The following is an 18,826-nucleotide window of genomic DNA, read 5'->3' as shown; positions in this document are numbered from 1 at the left end:
TATATTTCTTCAAAAAGGCTATAAGTATGCCTTTTCTGCACCGTTTCCTTCTCAGCCTCTCTGGACTGTTCTTAAAGGTTCTTATTAAGTTAATACAAGTATGCCATCACTTATGACAGTTGTCAACTTCTTTTTTCAATAAGCTCGAGCATCTCATTAAACTCTTTTGGAGCCGGTGCTTCAAATTCCATATATTCATTTGTACGAGGGTGAATAAAGCCTAATACACCTGCATGAAGCGCTTGTCCGTCAATCGGAAGCGTTTTTTTCGGTCCGTACTTCGGATCCCCGGCAAGCGGAAAGCCAATATACTTCATGTGAACGCGAATTTGGTGTGTTCGCCCCGTTTCTAGCTTACATTCGACAAGTGAAAAATCTTTAAAACGCTGTAATACAGTAAAGTGCGTCACTGCATCACGACTGTTTTCATCAGTGACCGTCATGCTTTGACGATCTTGCTTATCTCGGCCGATTGGCGCATCAATTGTACCGTGATCGTGCGCAATTACTCCGTGAACGATAGCTTTATAGCGGCGCGTCACTGTTTTAGCTACAAGCTGACTAACTAGTGATTCATGAGCTAAATCATTTTTTGCAACCATAAGTAAACCGGACGTATCTTTATCAATTCGATGAACGATACCAGGGCGCATAACGCCGTTAATACCGGATAAATCTTTACAGTGAGCCATTAAGCCGTTTACAAGCGTGCCGCTATGATGACCTGGAGCTGGATGTACAACCATGCCGCGAGGTTTATTTACAACAAGCACATCTTGATCTTCATAATAAATATCTAAATCCATTTCTTCCGCTACCACATCAAGCTCCTCTAGTTCCGGCACTTCAATAATAATAGCGTCTCCTGTTTTACATTTATAGTTTCCTTTAACGGTTTTATCATTCACTTTTGCATGACCTTCTTTGATCCACTGCTGCACTTGTGAACGTGACCATTCTGCATTTACAGTCGAAAGTACTTTATCAATACGTTCTCCCGCTTGTTCTTCATTTATAACTGTTTCAATTACATTCATTCTTTGTGCTCCTTCTTCATTTTCCCTTCAAACAGCGTCATAATAAACATGATGATTACTCCGACGACAAGTGCCGAATCAGCTACGTTAAAAATCGGAAAATCATACGTAAAGATGTATGTATTTACGAAATCAACTACTTCTTTACGGACCACTCGATCAATAAAGTTTCCAATGGCGCCGCCTAACATTAATGCTAGCGCAATACCGAACCATTTATCTTGTTTTTTGAGCTTTTGAATATAAATTATTAAACCGACTACCACAACCACCGTAATGAGATAAAAGAACCACATCTGTCCTTGTAGAATACCCCACGCGGCTCCTCTGTTACGATGAGAGGTAATGTAAAGAAAGTTTTCAATTACGGTAATGCTTTGTCCATAATACATTTCTTTTACAATCATCCATTTTGTTACCTGATCAATAAGTATAACAGCTAAAGCGATAAGATAATAAAACACAAACGTTTTCCTCCCGCAATAAAATCAAACGAATCCATACTAAAGCATTTTAGCACATAATTCATTTTTTTTCTCGCTTCTCACCAGAAAACAAATAAATCTTCGTTTGTGCGGGCCGTCGGCATTACTTTTAATTTATGAATAGACATCACTTCGCCAGTTAGTTCATCAATTCCAAACGCACCAACGTCAAGCTTTGCTAGCGCGTGTTCTACATCTTTTAAATCGGCTTTAATCATTTCTATTACGTAACGTTCCTTTTCATCTATATAACCAGATTGTTCTGTAGCATATCTCAATAGGCGATCTTGTAATTCTTCTTTGATAAGAGCTAATTCCTGTCCAATGGAAAGATAATTTTCATACATGCAAACGCCTCCTGTGCTGATAAGATGAAGTATTAATGATGTTAGGTTTACCGAGTTTTCCATCGAATCTACAACACAAGTTTTTCCTAAGGCTTTGAATGCTTTATACCATTGTATTTGGGAATTTCGTACAGCAAAAAACACGCCCAAAAAGGACGTGCTTTTGTTCATTACTGCTGAACGTAGTGATTTTTCACAACATCCGCACAGCGTGTACATAAAGTTGGGTGATCTTGATCTTCGCCAACTGTTGGTGATACTACCCAGCAGCGCTCACACTTCTCACCTTCTGCTTTACTTACAACAATTGAAGCATAGCTGAATTTTTGTGCTTCAGCAGGCGCTTCACCTTCTGCTACTTCAAGATCTGAAACGATGAAGAGTTGACCTACATTTTCAGAAATAGAGGCTAACAGCTCTTTCGTATCTGCTGTTGGATACAGCGTTAATTTTGCTTCTAAAGACTTACCGATTACTTTTTCATTACGAGCTTGTTCTAGCGCTTTTAAGACTTCATCGCGAAGCTCCATGAACGCATCCCATTTCTCTACTAATTGATCTGCTCCTTCAATTTCTTGAACCTCTGGCATATCAACTAGCTGCGCGCTTTCTTCCGTTACGTTCGGAATGTGAACCCATACTTCGTCTGCTGTATGAGAAAGAATTGGAGACACTAATTTCGTTAACGATAATAACGTTTCATAAAGAACCGTTTGAATGCTGCGACGCTCTACATTATTTTCTGCTTCAATGTACAATACATCTTTTGCAAAGTCTAAGTAGAATGAACTCATATCAATTGTACAGAAATTATGCACTGCGTGATAAATGCTTGAGAATTCATATGAATCATAAGATTTTTTCACTTTATCAATTAATTTGTTCAGCTTCACAAGCATGTAGCGATCTACTTCACGAAGGTCTTCAACGGCTACAGCGTCAGTTGTTGGATTAAAATCCGCTAGGTTTCCTAGTAAGAAACGGAACGTGTTGCGGATTTTACGGTATACTTCTGCTACTTGTTTTAAAATGTTATCAGATACACGAACATCCGCTTGGTAATCTACAGAAGCTACCCATAGACGTAAAATATCCGCACCTAGTTGTTTCATTACTTTTTCTGGAATTACAACATTCCCTAATGACTTACTCATTTTGCGACCTTCACCGTCTAAAGCAAATCCGTGGCTAAGTACGCCTTTATAAGGTGCTTCACCTGTTACAGCTACACTTGTAGAAAGACTTGAATTAAACCAGCCGCGGTATTGGTCAGAACCTTCTAAATACAAATCAGCCGGACGCTGTAAGTCTTCACGCTCTTCAAGAACAGCTTGATGTGAAGAACCAGAGTCAAACCATACGTCCATGATGTCTGTTTCTTTTGTGAAACGGCCATTTGGGCTTCCTTCATGAGTAAAGCCTTCTGGAAGCAAGTCTTTTGCTTCACGCTCAAACCATACGTTTGATCCATGTTCTCTAAATAGATTTGATACGTGCTCAATTGTCTCGTCCGTAATGATTGGCTCATCATTTTCAGCATAAAATACTGGAATCGGAACGCCCCATGCACGTTGACGAGAAATACACCAGTCTCCGCGGTCACGCACCATGTTATAAAGTCGAGTTTCACCCCAAGTAGGCACCCATTCTGTTTTTTCTACTGCTTTTAATAAATCTTCACGGAAATCTTTAATAGACGCAAACCACTGTGCTGTTGCACGGAAAATTGTTGGTTTCTTCGTACGCCAGTCATGTGGATATGAGTGGGTAATGAAACTTAATTTTAACAGCGCGCCTTCTTCTTCTAGTTTGTCTGTAATCGGCTTATTCGCTTTATCATAGAATAATCCTTCAAATCCTGGTGCTTCATTCGTCATATGACCCTTACTATCAACTGGACAAAGAACTTCCAAACCGTATTTTTGACCAACGATAAAGTCGTCTTCCCCGTGTCCCGGTGCTGTATGAACACAGCCAGTACCAGCATCAGTCGTTACGTGATCGCCAAGAACAACTAAAGAATCGCGCTTGTAGATTGGATGTTCAGCTACCACGCGTTCAAGTTCTGAACCTTTTACTGTACGAAGTGTCTTATAGTCAGCCCATTCAATTTCTTTAGCAACTGTTTCAATAAGTTCAGTTGCTACCACATATTTTGCTCCATCTGCTTCAACTACGCTGTACTGAAGCTCGGGATTGACAGCAATCCCTTGGTTAGCTGGCATTGTCCATGGTGTTGTCGTCCAAATGATGAATTTTTCATCTTGTTCAAGCACGCCTTTACCATCTTTCACATTAAACGCTACGTAAATAGAAGCTGAACGCTTGTCATAGTATTCAATTTCCGCTTCTGCTAAAGCAGATTCACTTGAAGGAGACCAGTATACAGGTTTTAATCCTTTGTAGATATAGCCTTTTTTCGCCATATCGCCAAATACTTTGATTTGCTGCGCTTCGTACTGTGGCTGAAGCGTTACATATGGATTATCCCAATCTCCGCGTACGCCTAAACGCTTGAACTGCTCACGCTGGCCGTTTACTTGTTCCCAAGCATACTGTTCGCAAAGCTTACGGAATTCAGCTACTGTCATTTCTTTGCGGTTTACTTTTTTATTTTTTGTTAAAGCCGTTTCAATTGGCAAGCCGTGTGTATCCCAGCCTGGCACATAAGGTGCGCAGAAGCCTGACATCGACTTATAGCGAACGATAAAATCTTTTAAAATTTTATTTAAGGCATGTCCCATGTGAATATCGCCATTGGCATATGGAGGTCCATCATGCAGGACGAATAGCGGGCGGCCTTCCGTACGTTTTTGTACTTTTTCATAAATATTCATTTCAGCCCACTGTTCTTGCATTTTAGGCTCGCGGTTCGGTAAATTTCCACGCATCGGAAATTCAGTTTTTGGCATCAATAATGTATCTTTATATTCCATGTTTTACCCTCCAAAAAAAAACGTAAATTTCATATCTTTTTGCACCATAACAAAAAGACCTCCTCATCCCAAAAAGGGACGAGAAGGCCTCCCGCGGTACCACCCTAGTAGATTTGCTGCACGCAAATCCTCTTTGCATTCGTAACGTGAATAAACCGCCACTGCTTACTATCATCATTTCAGCAATGGTACTCTAGGGTGATTTTCACTTTTTTGTTTGTTATCGAGCTCGCACCATCCTCGATTCGCTTTGACAAACTAAAAAAGCTACTGTCCCTGTCTCCGTACTGTTTGATATGAAATTTCATCTGTTACCAAATTATATGACAACAAAACGTGAGAAGTCAAGATGATGTCTTGACTAGTCAATTTTTTCTTCTAGCGCTGGCATCTCATAATCCATCAACTGATCCCAGTCATCGCTGTTTAACATTTCAAGCTGTGCTTCAATTAACATTTTGAAACGAGTTCTAAATACTTTAGACTGCTTTTTCGTCTCCTCAATGTCCATCGCAATTTTACGAGACTTAGACAGTGCTTCATTAATAATACGGTCCGCATTTTTTTCTGCTTCTTTTATAATGAGCTTCGCTTCTTTTTCAGCGTTTCGCTTTACATCTTCCGCTGCTTCTTGAGCAATTAAAATTGATTTATTTAACGTTTCTTCGATGTTAGTAAAATGTCCAAGACGATCTGTTAATTCAGATACCCTTCCTTCTAACTCCTTTTTATCACGCATTACCAGCTCATAGTCTTTAATTACTTGGTCAAGAAACTCATTTACTTCATCTTCATCATATCCGCGAAACCCGCGATTAAACTCTTTGTTATGAATATCCAAAGGGGTTAAAGGCATCTAGGCCACCTCCGTGTTGTCTCATTACATCATTAGTAATGGTTTATTCGACATATTTTTAAAATTTCCTGCTAGTAGATTTCTTTATTTCTGCTTCCCTACAACAATTCGCCATTTTTCTTTTTTGGTTTTGCCTTCAAGTGAAACGATACGACTTCTGCCGTGGCCACGAAGCGACAAAATATCACCTTCATGACATTCAAAAGAAGGCTGTTCAATGACTTTAAAATTTACTTTTACCGCTCCATTTGCAATAAACGGCTGGACTTTTTGTCTTGATAGATTGTGAATGGTCGACAGCAAAACATCAAGCCTCATTGAAGAAACTGTATAAACGTGTTCAATCAGCTCTTCTTTTACCACATGCAGCTGCTCTCTTTGAATAGAAGAAAGTGAAACTTTGGCTTTTCCAATTGATGTTAAATTCATCTCAATATAAGAAGAAATTTCCTCTGCAGCTACAAGCTGAATATCGTCTCCCGCGACCAAAATATCGCCAAATTTTGAACGGCGCAGTCCTAAGGACATCGCCGAACCAAGAACTTGAGGATGTTCAATCGTCACAAACTTTTTAGGATAATTCAATTCGTACATATGCAACTGAAAATCTTCGCTTTCAGGCACATAGTAATCCGGATATAGCAGCGCACGCTTGCGTTCAGCAAACGGTTGTCCACCATCAAATGAAACTTGAACCTCTCCTTCAGTCCCAACAATAGCCGTCACAATCTGCTGCTCTCTTGGATCTAAAAAGTCCGTTAATTTTGGGCTGTATTGATGTAGGACATCTTCTTTCCACTGAAGAACTTGATCAATAAACCCATGTTCTTCTTGCCTAAAATGTTCATAAATAGACATATTATTACTCCTACTATTGGTATGTAAAAAAGGAATCCAGCGATTCCTTTTTTAAATAAACCCCATCACATTATTAAGTGAATACACGCCTCTTTCCGCAAATCGTAGTAAAAAGATTGCAACAAGAGGTGAAATATCAATCATGCCAATAGGCGGAATGATTTTACGAAAAGGCTCTAAGTAAGGCTCGCAAATACTGCCAAGCAGCTGACCAAACTTAGAGGCCCTTACATCGGGTACCCAAGACATCAAAATGTAAATAATCAGTGCCCATGAGTAAAGCCCAATCAATTTTGCGAGAATCCCAAAAACGATGTCCAAAAACTACCACCTCTTTACGTTTGTTGTATCGTGTTCTCCCATCATATCTGAAATGCTTCCGCTTACGTCTACATTATCAGGTGTACATAAAAAGATGTCGGTTCCAATTTTTTGAATGTCCCCGCCTAAAGCATAAACTGTACCACTTAAAAAGTCGACAATTCTCACTGCTTGATCTCGTTGAATGCGCTGTAAATTAACAACTACGACTTTACGATTTTTTAAATGATCCGTAATTTCTTGTGCTTCGGCATAGACGCGAGGTTCGCAAAGCATCATTTTTGATGATTTTTGAACGCTTTGTAAGCTAATCACGTTTTGCTGCTGATTCGGCTGCTGACTAGCTTTCACTGCTGGTCTCGACTGCTGTACAGGCTCTTCTACCGACTCTTCTTGTTCGTAATGTTCTTCTACATATTCAGTATCGTCATCAAGAGCAAAGAAACTTCTAAAGCGATTTTTCATACTCATCTTGAATTACACCTCCTTAACGTTCATTCCCAACTAACGTGGTTCCTAGTCGAATGAATGTTGCTCCTTCTTCAATTGCAATTGCATAATCGTTTGACATTCCCATTGATAGCTCCGTACACGGTGCATATTGCAAGTTTAGTTCTTGTATACGACTCTGCAATTTTTTTAGACCTTGAAAACAGCTGCGAAGCAAGGACTCGTCATCTGTGTGAGGAGCCATGGTCATTAATCCAACTACTTGGATATTTGTAAATGTTTCAAGAGATTGAATAAATGGAATTACCTCTTCTACAGCAAGGCCATGCTTTGATTGTTCTTCGGCAACATTAACTTGTACAAAACATTTTATACGATGTCCTGCACGTTTATCAATTTCTTTTGCTAAAGATAATCGGTCTAGTGAATGAATATAGTCAACTTTATCAATCACATGTTTTACTTTTCTTGTTTGTAAGCTTCCGATAAAATGCCAGGTCGCTTTCTCACCGATTGATTCATACTTTTCTAGAAGACCTTCATCCCTGTTTTCTCCAAGATGTAAAATGCCTGCATCCACTGCTTCTGCTGCTCGTTTTGTGGAAACATATTTTGTTACAGCAATCAGCTCTACATCTTCTCGATTTCGATTAACTTTTTTACATGCTTCAGCAATTGTTTGTTGAACTGCTTCTAGATTTTCACTTACGCTAGCTGTCACTATGTAATTACTCCTCCTTAAAGCCTATGAAGTTAAACATGCGTCCTGTTTTCCCTTGGTCGCGGCGATGTGAGAAGAACAGGTCATCTTCACAGCTTGTACAATACGACGATGTTAAAATTCGTTCCGGCAATACGCCTGCGTTTTGAATCAGCAGCTTATTGACTTTTTTTAAATTAAGCGCGTATTGTCCAGGGCTTACTTCTTGATATCCATTTTGGCCAACTACTTCGTTTACTTGTGTAATGACGCGGTTATCGACAACATAACAGCAATCTTCAATCGAAGGGCCAATCGCCACGTAAATATCTTCAACCGGAACATTTTCTTGCTCTACCCACCGCCGAATCATATTTTTTGCAATATCTTTTACTGTTCCCTTCCACCCAGCATGAGCAAGACCAACTAAATGGTGATCAGGCGCATAGAAGTACAGCGGAACGCAATCTGCATAACATAAAGCTAACAAAATATCAGATTCATTTGTATAAATGCCATCCGCTGCTTTTATGCCCTCTTCATACTTGTAGAGTCCTTTTGTACAGTCGGCTTTTGTTACTTTTTGAACAGTTGCTTCATGTACTTGTTCAGCACATACAAAGCTTTCAAAAGACATGTCTAGTTCGGCTGCTAAAATTTTTCTATTTGTAATAACATCTTCTACGTTATCGTTTACGTGAAGCCCTAGGTTAAAAGAAGCAAATGGAGGTTTACTCACGCCACCATTTTTTGTGGTGAAACCAACAACAAGCATATCATTCTTTTCTACCCAAGGGCTCAGCCACATAAACGACTCGTGATGGCTTTTTTTTAATGGCTCAGGATTCATGTATGTGACACATCCCTTGTTTCATTTATTCTCACATATTGTACCACAGATTGCTAGGTGCTGTTGACAAAAAACTAATTCTCTTCAGGCTGAAATGCGTCTTTATAACGTACTAAAATGACATCGGAACCAATTTTCACAATATTTTTCCACGGAATCACAATTTCATCATCTTTTCCAAAGAAGCCCAATACACGAGAGCCTCCGATAATGACGGCCTGTATTTTTCCCGTTGTTAAGTCAATATCAATATCCCCTACATTTCCAAGTTTTTTGCCATCAGCTACATTCACTACATCTTTCAGCTGAAACTCTGAAATCTTTAACATGCTCTCTCCTCCTATAGCCAACTTTATTCCTTAGCCTATATATATTTTCAAATTTTCATTTCATGAAGGAAAAGCTTATTTTTTCTCTGCCATTCTCTTTCTATAAGCATTTTGTTCACTAATTACACAGTTTTTCATCAAGAGACATTCTCAACAAGCAGCGAGAAGTCCTCATAGCAATAGGAAATCTAACATGAATATCTTTTGGTCATATATTCATTGATACATACAAAATAAGCACCGTGTCCGTTTTTATAGACACGATGCTTATTAAGTTGAACATCAAATAAAGTGAATGGTATTGATTGTATGAACACGGGCAGCTGCCAGTTTAGAGAGCTTTTGTTAACTTTGAATATTTTTATTCATCTGTTTAATAGCAGCTTTTTCTAAACGAGAAACCTGCGCTTGAGAAATACCAATTTCTTCAGCCACTTCCATCTGTGTTTTACCTTGGAAGAAGCGCTTTCGTAAAATTAGTTTTTCTCGCTCGTTCAATCTTCTCATACCTTCTTGCAAAGCAATTTCTTCAATCCAAGTTGAATCACGGTTGCGTTCATCGCTTAGCTGATCCATCACATAGATTGGGTCTCCGCCATCATTGTAAATAGGTTCAAATAAAGAAACCGGATCTTGGATAGCATCTAAAGCAAACACAATTTCTTCATGCGGTACTTCTAGGACTTTTGAAATTTCCTCAGCTGTAGGTTCCTTGGATGTTTCACTCATAAGCCTTTCACGAACTTGAAGAGCTTTATAAGCAATATCACGAAGGGAACGAGAAACACGGATTGGATTATTGTCACGTAAATAGCGGCGAATTTCCCCTATAATCATTGGGACAGCATATGTAGAAAACTTCACGTTTTGACTTAAATCAAAATTGTCAATGGATTTCATTAATCCAATACATCCAACCTGAAATAAGTCGTCAACAAATTCTCCACGATTGTTAAAACGTTGGATCACGCTGAGTACGAGACGTAAATTTCCGCTTACTAGCTTTTCTCTTGCTGTTCCATCTCCAGCCTGCATTTGTTTAAACAACTTTCGCATTTCTTCATTTTTTAATACGGGAAGTTTCGAAGTATCTACTCCACAAATTTCTACTTTATTTCTTGTCAACTCTTTCCCTCCTAACAGGAGATGATGTTCTGAATTCAGTATCTCCTCAGAAGGAAAAAATATGCACTTTTACAATTCTGACAATTCCACGCTAAAAAAGCTGATTGTATAAGATGCTTCTCAGCCCTTATACAATCAGCTTTTTTACTTAAACCATTTTATTAAATTCTTTTCGCAGCCGTTTAATAATTCGTTTTTCGAGCCTTGAAATATAAGACTGAGAAATGCCTAGCATATCAGCTACATCTTTTTGCGTTTTTTCTTCTCCGCCGGCTAGCCCAAAGCGCAGCTCCATAATTTGCTTTTCGCGATCATTTAATTGGTGCAGTGCTTTCAACAAAAGTTTTCGATCTACATTGGCTTCCAGGTCTTTTGTGATAATATCTTCTTCGGTTCCCATCACGTCAGACAATAACAGTTCGTTTCCATCCCAATCAATATTTAACGGCTCATCAAATGAAACTTCAGATCGAATTTTATTGTTGCGGCGCAAATACATTAAAATTTCATTTTCAATACAGCGAGAGGCGTACGTCGCTAGCTTAATTTTCTTTTCAGGATTAAACGTGTTTACTGCTTTAATTAAACCGATGGTGCCGATGCTAATTAAATCCTCAATATTGATTCCCGTATTTTCAAACTTGCGGGCAATATAAACAACCAGTCGCAAATTACGCTCAATCAACAGTGAACGTGCTGCTTCATCTCCTGATGGGAGTTTTTTCAGGAGCACTTCTTCTTCATCTTTTGTCAGCGGCGGTGGAAGAGCTTCACTTCCTCCTATATAGTACACTTCATCTGTTTTTAGCTTAAGTTTAATTAATAATTTGTACCACCATAATTGAAATCGAATTCGATATGTAGCCATTCTGTATCCTCCTTTATTTGTTCACACCTTTTACGATGCGGAACTTACTTCTCCAATAACAATGAGCTTCGGATGAACAATACATTCATATTGCTTCTCCACTGAAAGCGTTGTATGACTAATACCTACTAATACTTTAGTGACTTCAATCGTATTGGACTGATGCACCAGCCTTACCATATCTGGCTTTAGAGCAAGAAGCAGCTGATTGGCTTGGCCCACGCTTCGATAAGGGACAAAGCGGACTTTTGAATACCACTCTTGATCAATATCTTCGCTGTGTGAAAAGGATTGGACATTTTTGCTTAATTCCATTAAGCCTTCAGGCAATATTTCTTTTAAAGAATCTGCTGTAACAATCATAACCGGGGTTTTCGTCAGCGGATCTACAAGCTGATTCCCACTATCAATAAGTCCTTTCATCGACAGCGTCTGTTCGTTTAAAATAACTTCTACATCTACCAGCTGATCAAATGTAATATTTTTCATTCGCAAATCATCAACTCGTGCTTTTGAAAAATAAGATAATAGCGGAAAACCAATAAGAACAAATATCCAGCTAATAGGATCACCAAACTGTGGAGATTTCGTATCAACCATTTGATTAAGAACAAGGAACTGATCTTGAAATAAAAAGTGAACGCCCATTAACCCTCCACCCACAACAAAGGTTGCAAAATAAAACGTTAATAAATTCTCAAAGAAAAAGCGCAGTCGTTTATAACCAAACGCCATCAATACCATAAAAAACGAGAATAAAATTTTAATAGCAGGATGAACCATAAGATGAGAAAAAGGTGTAAACATAAGAAGGACAATCAATGAACCGATAAAGCCGCCAAGCAAAAGCCGCCACCACTTGTAATTCCGTTTAAGTACAACAGCACATAACATTAGTAAGATCGTATCTAACCCAAAATTCAGCATCCATATTAAATCTAAATAGATTGGCAATGTTTATAACCTCTCCATTCTTTCTGAATTTTTCTGTTAAAAATTAGTATATAGTACATCCTATTAGAAAGTCTGTCAGTTCATGCCGAGAAACAAGCAGTATTTTTGAGGAAATCATTCGATATTTGTCACACCACTTTTAGAAAGAAAACACAAACCCTTTGAAGGCGTCATATTGACCATGTCGAATGTTTTTTATACTCTTTTTGAGTTTTCTAGATTCATTGCATAAAAAAAGACCTCTGTATAAAACAGAGGTCTTGGCTTTTTATTTTCTTAGCGTCTACGATTACGGTTTCGTAAGAATGTTGGAATATCTAGCGCATCTTCAGACTGCGGCTGAGATGGACGCGTATATTCTTGCTGTACAGGTTCTTCACGCTTTACTTCACGCTTCGGCTGTGGAGCCGGTTGCTGTGTCGATTGCTGCATGCGATTCGCCGATAACGAAGGACGACCTGGTTTTGGCTGTGATAAATCTTGGTCACTAAAGCCAGTTGCAATAACTGTAACAACAATCTCATCTTTTAGGTTTTCGTTAATAACAGATCCAAAGATCATGTTCACTTCTTGGTCAGAAGCCGAAGCAACGATATCTGCAGCTTCTTGTACTTCGTAAAGACTTAGGTTTGTACCGCCTGTGATATTCATTAACACACCTTGAGCTCCATCGATAGATGTTTCAAGAAGTGGACTTGAAATAGCTTTTTTAGCTGCTTCAGCAGCGCGGTTTTCACCAGTCGCAATACCGATACCCATAAGTGCAGATCCTTTGTTAGACATAATTGTTTTCACGTCAGCGAAGTCTAAGTTAATTAATCCAGGAACTGCGATTAAATCTGAAATACCTTGCACACCTTGTCGTAATACGTTATCAGCTTCACGGAACGCTTCTAGCATTGGCGTGTTTTTATCAACGATTTCTAATAAGCGATCATTTGGAATAACAATCAGCGTATCCACTGCTTCTTTCATTGACGCGATGCCGCCTGCCGCTTGAGTAGAACGCTTACGGCCTTCAAACGTAAACGGACGAGTAACAACACCTACCGTTAGTGCTCCTAGCTCACGAGCAATTTGGGCAATGACTGGAGCTGCACCAGTTCCAGTTCCTCCACCCATACCAGCTGTTACGAAAACCATGTCTGCACCTTTTAGTGCTTCTTGGATTTGTTCCTTACTTTCTTCAGCTGCTTTTTTACCAACTTCCGGATTAGCACCTGCACCTAATCCTCTTGTTAATTTAGCGCCGATTTGCATTTTTGTTTCAGCTTTTGATAAATTTAATGCCTGTGCATCTGTATTAACTGCAATAAATTCTACACCTTGGACGCCATGTTCAATCATTCGGTTAACCGCGTTGTTACCGCCGCCTCCGACACCGATTACTTTAATCGTCGCTAATTGGTCTACACTTGTATCAAACTCCAACATGATAGTTCCTCCTAATTCTTCGAAATTACCAATCCGTAACGTTAATCAAAGAAGTATCCAAAAAACTTCTTCATTAAATTTTGGTCATTTTTCTTTTTCGGCTGCTCAGCTGATTGTTGCGGCTGCTGTGGTTTCGGGCTAGGTTTGATCATTTCTTGCTCAATCGGCTCTTCTTCCACAACTGGCGCTCCAATTTCCCGGCCTTGTATTTTAGCATTTTTGTATGCAAATTTTATTAATCCTACGCCTGTTGTATAATGCGGCTCACGTACTCCAATATAATCAGGCACTGCTATGCGCACGTTATTCTTTAAAATCACTTGAGCTAGCTCAAGAATACCAGGCATCGCTACTACTCCGCCTGTTAGAACAAATCCTCCTGGAATATCTTTGTATCCTAGGCGGTTTATCTCCTGCGTAATCATATCTAAAATCTCTTCTAATCTAGCTTCAATAATATCAGAGATTTCGAGCTGATTAAACTGCTGATGCTGATCGCTTCCAATGATCGGTACACTAAATACTTCTTCTTCAGAAGCATGATCGTAGAAAGCATGTCCATGCTTTATCTTAATATTTTCCGCATCTTCAGTCGATGTGCGAAGGCCAATCGATAAATCTTTGGTAATGTGCTCTCCGCCAACAGCTAGTACATTTGTTACTTTCAAATGTCCTTGGTCAAAGATCGCAACCGTTGTTGAACCCCCACCGATATCTACCAGTGCGACACCTAAGTTTTTTTCATCACGAGATAATGCAATTGAACCAGCGGCTAGAGGCTGTAAACAAATATCACTGATTTCTAAACCAGCTCTTTCTACACAGCGTAATAAGTTATGTAAAACCGTTCTAGATCCCGTTATGATTGTGCCTTCCATTTCTAAACGTACCCCAATCATACCTCTAGGATCGTTAATACCTTCTAAGCCATCTACAATAAATTGCTTTGGAATAACATCAATGATTTCACGATCTGGCGGGATAGACATGACTTGAGCAGCATCAATTACTCGATGAATATCTTCGTTTGTAATTTCACGATTTTCGCTTGACACGGCTACTACTCCGTGACAATCCTGTAAAAATACATGATTTCCGCTTATGCCCACTACAACCTTTTTAATTGTAATGCCTACCATTCGTTCAGCTTGTTCTACTGCTTTTCTAATAGATTGAACTGTTGCATCTATATCAACGATAGAACCTTTTTTTAGTCCGTGTGATTTAACATTCCCTACACCAATGATATTCAATGAATCGTTACTCATCTCTCCGATGATTACTTTCACACTGGATGTACCGATGTCTAAACTAACGTATATTTCATTGCTGTTCATTCTTTGGCACCTCCTTTTTCTTTCTGCACATGTCATCTTAATAAATTAAGAAGAACAACAATATTAATTTTTTATTATATGAAAATATTCAACAAATACATCTGTTTCCCTTTTGTAAAATCAATTTTTTTCAAGTTTTTCACAGACTTTATCTCTTTCAAAGAACAAAACGTTCTGGTTTTGACTTTTTTTTAGATTTAAGCCTAAAATTCACTGAAAAAAGCTATTTAACTACAAGTCTACACTAAGATGTACACTGAGAAAAGCGAAACTTACCTAGAACAAATATTACATTTCCATTTCACAGCACCGGAGAAGAAAATCATATGTATGCAGAATACTTGCATGTGATTATACAATGTACAAGGGCTAGTTTGCCAGTCTCAACTCATCTATTTCCTTTAATTAACACTTATAAAAAATAATTACTGCTTGCTCTTTTTATAAGGTTTAAATGCATATCCTTCTTCTAAATCAATAATACCTTTTTGATCATCACTCAATTTACTTGCAATAGCTGGGTAATGAACAATTTTATCAGAGAAGTTGCTAATTTTCCCGCTTACTTCACGCGTATCATTCATAAACACCTCGATGTGAAGAGGTTCTGATTTTGTCGGCGCATAGTAAATCTCAGAAATAGCCCCTTTTATGCTCTTAGGCGTTTTAGCTAATTCTTGAACCATGCTTTGTATAGCGTCTCCGTCTTTCCAGTCAATTAGCAACGGAGCGTCGGATGACACTTTCTTAGCACTTACTTCTTTTAAAACTTTTCCATTTTCATTCACAGGGAAATATTTATTCCCCGAGGTTACATATGCAATTCTTGCGTACTCTTTTACGTCGATTACAACCTTATTAGGAAATGTTTTATGAATGACAGCTTCCTTTACCTCAGGGTTTTTTTCGACTTTTTCTTGAATTTGATCAGCGTCAGCTTTCCAGTAGCTGGTTTTTTTGGACAGACCACTCGCTTTGACAATATCCTTATCACTTACATGTTTATTCCCTTGTACTTCAATGTTAGAAACATTACTCAGAGAAGATTGAGAATATACAATAAATAAAATAAGGATGAAAAAGAGTGATAAATACAAAATAAGCCGTCTATTTGCTTTTTGCTTTCGCTGTTCTTGCAGCTTCGGTACACGATCTTCTAAAACAATTAACTTACCTTTTTCCATTTTTTTCACCCTTATCCATTTGAGAAAATAAACGAGGACTTACCATCTATTTATTTCCAATCTTTGCTTCATGAGAATATCCCCATTATAGCATAGAATAAACACATAAAAGCTACCTTTTCACGCATAGCCATACAGCGAAGGGCTGAGTAATTAGCGACCGATAATCTCAACTTCTGTATGAATATCAATATCGAATTTCTCTTTAATTGTTTTCTTAACATGAGCAATTAAATTCAGCACGTCTGAAGCCGTTGCATCTCCTGTATTGACAATGAAGTTCGCATGCTGTTCACTAATTTGCGCACCGCCTACTGAAAAACCTTTTAAGTTGGACTTTTCAATTAAGTCTCCTGCATAATTTGGAAGCGGATTTCTAAAAATACTTCCTGCACAAGGGAAATTCCAAGGCTGTGTTTCACGGCGATAGTCTTTATTTTTCTGCATGACCGCCACAATATCATCTTTCGTTCCCTTTTTCAAACGCAGCACAGCTTCTACACATACTCCAGGACGGTCTTTTTGTAGAATGGAATGACGATACGAAAATTGAAGCTCTTCATTTGTCAGCCACTCCAGAGTGCCATCTTCAAATAAAATCAGCGCTTTTTCGACTACATGAGACATATCAGAACCATGGGCACCTGCATTCATATAAACAGCGCCTCCCACAGATCCAGGAATTCCACTTGAAAACTCCAATCCAGACAGACCTTGTTTTGTAATAACTGTTGCAAGCTTGATGCTAGGGTATCCCCCACCTACAGTAACCGTCTCTCCATCTACTGTTAAATCATCTAATCCGGCTCCGAGCTTAATGACCACACCTTCAATTCCCTTATCAGAAACAAGAAGATTAGATCCTCGACCAATCGCTCTCCATTTCACGCCGTGTTTTTTAATCATATCCATTGTAACTTTTAAGTGATCAACAGAATCAGGTTCTACAAGCACATCTGCTGGACCACCAATTTTCATTGTTGTATGTTTTGCTAGCGGTTCATTTTCACGAACCTTTCCAATATTCGCTTCGACTAACTCTTTTACTAACGCTTCCATAAGAACCTCCTAAAACCCTCTTTGCTGTTATAAAACTTTCATGTCAATGCGCCCTTACTTCTAATGCATAAGAATAATAAGAACAGATTCATAACTAAGCAGCAGCACCTTGTAAGATACCTTTTTTCTACGAAGGCACTCTATTCTGTTGTCAATTTCATCATTTTTATTTATCGTATGACATTCACCCATAGAATGTACGTTCATCTGCTATATAAAGTAATTTTGATTGTTTTTTTATCGTTTTTCATTTAGAAGTTAAACACATGCTGACAGTCATAAAAAAACGCTACGCTCATAAGTGCACATACGTTCACCTACTCACTAAGATAAAACATTTAACCTTACACATCATACCATAGTTGGACTCAAAATTGGTTATCACAACATTACATTTTAAAAACATTTCATACAAAAATATCATCTATCTGTAAAAAATCGAAAATAAACCGCCAACAAAATCCGGCGTGCACTTGGATTTAAGATGACGGTTTACTTCAGTAGACCATTGCCTACTTGACATTATACAATTTTTTTCAATTAATAGCGAGAATATCTACTAACATTTAACAAAACTCCAACTGCTGCCAGCATGAGCGTCAGCGACGATCCGCCGTAACTTAAAAATGGAAGCGTAATTCCCGTAACAGGCATAAGACCTGTTACCACGCCTATATTGATCATGACTTGAATCGCAACCATTGAAATAATTCCTAAGGCTAAGAACGTTCCGTAAAGATCAGGTGCTCCCAGCGCTACTTTAATTCCTCTCCAAAGCAATAAGCTAAACAAAAGCAGAACAAGTGTTCCTCCGATGAAACCAAGCTCTTCTGCCAGAATAGCAAAAATAAAATCAGTTTGAGGTTCCGGCAGATAAAAGAACTTTTGTCTACTTTGCCCTAACCCTAATCCAAGCAATCCCCCCGGCCCAATTGCATAAAGAGATTGAATGATTTGAAACCCGCTTCCAAGCGGATCTTCCCAAGGATTTAAAAATGAGGTGATGCGTTTAATCCGATAAGGAGCTGATAAAACAAGCCCTACAAAACCGGCAACGCCAAGCAACCCAAGACCTGCAAAGTGACTTACCTTTGCTCCTGAAACAAAAATCATGACTAAACAAGTTCCAACAAGCACCGTTCCAGTTCCTAAATCCGGCTGCATCATAATAATGCCAAACGGTAAGAAAACCAGTAATAACGCCGGTAACATTCCTTTTCTAAAGGATGTAATTTTCTTCTGGTTTTCTGATAAATATTTCGCTAAAAATATAATCATAGCAAACTTCATAAATTCTGAAGGCTGAATCGAAAACGCTCCAACTCCTATCCAACTTTGCGACCCATTCCGTACTAGCCCTACTCCCGGAATCAATACAAGTACCAGCATAACAAAGCAAATGATTACAATTGGCTTTGCCCACGTACGCCACATCCAATAATCAATATTCATGATGACAAACATCGCGCATACTCCAAGCCCTGCAAATAAGAGCTGGCGTTTAGCAAAGAAAAAAGAATCATTAAACTTGTATGTAGCCCATACCGCACTTGCACTGTATACCATGATAAGGCCGATGGTTAGCAAGGAAAGCGTAACGATTATGAGAAAAAAATCTGGGGTAGACCTTTTTGTCGACACTGTCACACACCTCTAAAAATAGATTAGGGCTAGTGTATTTTCTAGGTGTTTAGAC

At 38.6% G+C, this 18,826-nt stretch carries 19 protein-coding genes and 1 other annotated feature; all 19 genes read right to left on the bottom strand.

Going from position 1 to position 18,826, the window contains the following annotated elements; genetic code table 11:
* Positions 1-122: 122 nt before the first annotated feature.
* The 19 genes from SCI76_RS19245 to spoVE all read right to left on the bottom strand — a co-directional run bounded on the left by SCI76_RS19245 (position 123) and on the right by spoVE (position 18,771).
* Entirely contained in the window at positions 123-1,037 is a 915-nt protein-coding gene (locus SCI76_RS19245; protein ID WP_013058941.1) for an RluA family pseudouridine synthase, read from the bottom strand.
* On the bottom strand, positions 1,034-1,501 hold the full coding sequence (gene lspA, locus SCI76_RS19240; RefSeq protein WP_013084844.1) for a signal peptidase II: 468 nt from the start codon (positions 1,499-1,501) through the stop codon (positions 1,034-1,036). The genes SCI76_RS19245 and lspA overlap by 4 nt, the downstream gene beginning before the upstream one ends.
* 80 nt (positions 1,502-1,581) lie before the next feature.
* Positions 1,582-1,869 carry a conjugal transfer protein TraR gene (locus SCI76_RS19235; protein ID WP_028411468.1) on the bottom strand — a complete coding sequence of 96 codons (288 nt, stop codon included), beginning with the start codon at positions 1,867-1,869 and terminating at the stop codon, positions 1,582-1,584.
* Between the two features lie 170 nt (positions 1,870-2,039).
* A complete protein-coding gene (gene ileS, locus SCI76_RS19230; protein ID WP_014458384.1) occupies positions 2,040-4,805 on the bottom strand; it encodes an isoleucine--tRNA ligase in 2,766 nt (921 codons plus the stop codon).
* A 71-nt stretch (positions 4,806-4,876) separates the two neighbouring features.
* Positions 4,877-5,097: a binding site (T-box leader), on the bottom strand.
* Between the two features lie 69 nt (positions 5,098-5,166).
* Complete coding sequence (locus SCI76_RS19225; RefSeq protein ID WP_013058945.1) at positions 5,167-5,661, bottom strand: DivIVA domain-containing protein; 495 nt, start codon at positions 5,659-5,661, stop codon at positions 5,167-5,169.
* Between the two features lie 84 nt (positions 5,662-5,745).
* Positions 5,746-6,519: an RNA-binding protein gene (locus tag SCI76_RS19220; RefSeq protein WP_013058946.1), complete on the bottom strand. Its 774-nt coding sequence runs from the start codon at positions 6,517-6,519 to the stop codon at positions 5,746-5,748.
* 51 nt (positions 6,520-6,570) lie between these two features.
* Entirely contained in the window at positions 6,571-6,840 is a 270-nt protein-coding gene (locus SCI76_RS19215) for a YggT family protein (RefSeq protein WP_028411469.1), read from the bottom strand.
* Between the two features lie 3 nt (positions 6,841-6,843).
* Positions 6,844-7,311, bottom strand: coding sequence for a cell division protein SepF (locus tag SCI76_RS19210; RefSeq protein ID WP_014458381.1), 468 nt, complete (start codon positions 7,309-7,311; stop codon positions 6,844-6,846).
* Between the two features lie 16 nt (positions 7,312-7,327).
* Positions 7,328-8,011, bottom strand: coding sequence for a YggS family pyridoxal phosphate-dependent enzyme (locus SCI76_RS19205; protein WP_048019827.1), 684 nt, complete (start codon positions 8,009-8,011; stop codon positions 7,328-7,330).
* 7 nt (positions 8,012-8,018) lie between these two features.
* Positions 8,019-8,840, bottom strand: a complete 822-nt coding sequence (gene pgeF, locus SCI76_RS19200; protein WP_063248569.1) for a peptidoglycan editing factor PgeF — start codon at positions 8,838-8,840, stop codon at positions 8,019-8,021.
* Between the two features lie 74 nt (positions 8,841-8,914).
* The gene (locus tag SCI76_RS19195) at positions 8,915-9,169 is read right to left on the bottom strand and encodes a YlmC/YmxH family sporulation protein (protein ID WP_013058951.1); all 255 of its coding nucleotides are present in this window, start codon (positions 9,167-9,169) and stop codon (positions 8,915-8,917) included.
* Positions 9,170-9,514: 345 nt separating this feature from the next.
* On the bottom strand, positions 9,515-10,294 hold the full coding sequence (gene sigG, locus SCI76_RS19190) for an RNA polymerase sporulation sigma factor SigG (protein WP_013058952.1): 780 nt from the start codon (positions 10,292-10,294) through the stop codon (positions 9,515-9,517).
* Positions 10,295-10,442: 148 nt separating this feature from the next.
* Positions 10,443-11,162 carry an RNA polymerase sporulation sigma factor SigE gene (gene sigE, locus SCI76_RS19185; RefSeq protein ID WP_013058953.1) on the bottom strand — a complete coding sequence of 240 codons (720 nt, stop codon included), beginning with the start codon at positions 11,160-11,162 and terminating at the stop codon, positions 10,443-10,445.
* Between the two features lie 30 nt (positions 11,163-11,192).
* Entirely contained in the window at positions 11,193-12,116 is a 924-nt protein-coding gene (gene spoIIGA / locus SCI76_RS19180; RefSeq protein WP_014458377.1) for a sigma-E processing peptidase SpoIIGA, read from the bottom strand.
* A gap of 276 nt (positions 12,117-12,392) precedes the next feature.
* Positions 12,393-13,550 (bottom strand): cell division protein FtsZ, encoded by a 1,158-nt coding sequence (gene ftsZ, locus SCI76_RS19175; RefSeq protein WP_013058955.1) that lies wholly within the window; start codon positions 13,548-13,550, stop codon positions 12,393-12,395.
* Between the two features lie 41 nt (positions 13,551-13,591).
* On the bottom strand, positions 13,592-14,887 hold the full coding sequence (gene ftsA / locus SCI76_RS19170; protein WP_168761254.1) for a cell division protein FtsA: 1,296 nt from the start codon (positions 14,885-14,887) through the stop codon (positions 13,592-13,594).
* A gap of 425 nt (positions 14,888-15,312) precedes the next feature.
* The gene (locus SCI76_RS19165) at positions 15,313-16,071 is read right to left on the bottom strand and encodes a cell division protein FtsQ/DivIB (protein ID WP_016765445.1); all 759 of its coding nucleotides are present in this window, start codon (positions 16,069-16,071) and stop codon (positions 15,313-15,315) included.
* 153 nt (positions 16,072-16,224) lie between these two features.
* A complete protein-coding gene (murB, locus tag SCI76_RS19160) occupies positions 16,225-17,130 on the bottom strand; it encodes a UDP-N-acetylmuramate dehydrogenase (protein ID WP_028411473.1) in 906 nt (301 codons plus the stop codon).
* A gap of 540 nt (positions 17,131-17,670) precedes the next feature.
* The gene (gene spoVE / locus SCI76_RS19155) at positions 17,671-18,771 is read right to left on the bottom strand and encodes a stage V sporulation protein E (protein ID WP_013058959.1); all 1,101 of its coding nucleotides are present in this window, start codon (positions 18,769-18,771) and stop codon (positions 17,671-17,673) included.
* Positions 18,772-18,826: the final 55 nt, after the last annotated feature.

It is taken from the genome of Priestia sp. HNGD-A6, from assembly GCF_045784335.1.
GTDB classification, from domain to species: Bacteria; Bacillota; Bacilli; order Bacillales; family Bacillaceae_H; genus Priestia; species Priestia zanthoxyli.
The sequence above is the reverse complement of the archived record's forward strand: the minus strand, read 5'-3'. Positions and strand labels throughout refer to the sequence as shown.

Coding starts and splice junctions, on each gene's coding strand:
- SCI76_RS19245 (WP_013058941.1), bottom strand. CDS start 1,037: ATGAATGTAATTGAAACAGTTATAAATGAAGAACAAGCGGGAGAACGT.
- SCI76_RS19235 (WP_028411468.1), bottom strand. CDS start 1,869: ATGTATGAAAATTATCTTTCCATTGGACAGGAATTAGCTCTTATCAAA.
- ileS (WP_014458384.1), bottom strand. CDS start 4,805: ATGGAATATAAAGATACATTATTGATGCCAAAAACTGAATTTCCGATG.
- SCI76_RS19225 (WP_013058945.1), bottom strand. CDS start 5,661: ATGCCTTTAACCCCTTTGGATATTCATAACAAAGAGTTTAATCGCGGG.
- SCI76_RS19220 (WP_013058946.1), bottom strand. CDS start 6,519: ATGTCTATTTATGAACATTTTAGGCAAGAAGAACATGGGTTTATTGAT.
- SCI76_RS19210 (WP_014458381.1), bottom strand. CDS start 7,311: ATGAGTATGAAAAATCGCTTTAGAAGTTTCTTTGCTCTTGATGACGAT.
- pgeF (WP_063248569.1), bottom strand. CDS start 8,840: ATGAATCCTGAGCCATTAAAAAAAAGCCATCACGAGTCGTTTATGTGG.
- SCI76_RS19195 (WP_013058951.1), bottom strand. CDS start 9,169: ATGTTAAAGATTTCAGAGTTTCAGCTGAAAGATGTAGTGAATGTAGCT.
- sigE (WP_013058953.1), bottom strand. CDS start 11,162: ATGGCTACATATCGAATTCGATTTCAATTATGGTGGTACAAATTATTA.
- ftsZ (WP_013058955.1), bottom strand. CDS start 13,550: ATGTTGGAGTTTGATACAAGTGTAGACCAATTAGCGACGATTAAAGTA.
- ftsA (WP_168761254.1), bottom strand. CDS start 14,887: ATGAACAGCAATGAAATATACGTTAGTTTAGACATCGGTACATCCAGT.
- SCI76_RS19165 (WP_016765445.1), bottom strand. CDS start 16,071: ATGGAAAAAGGTAAGTTAATTGTTTTAGAAGATCGTGTACCGAAGCTG.
- murB (WP_028411473.1), bottom strand. CDS start 17,130: ATGGAAGCGTTAGTAAAAGAGTTAGTCGAAGCGAATATTGGAAAGGTT.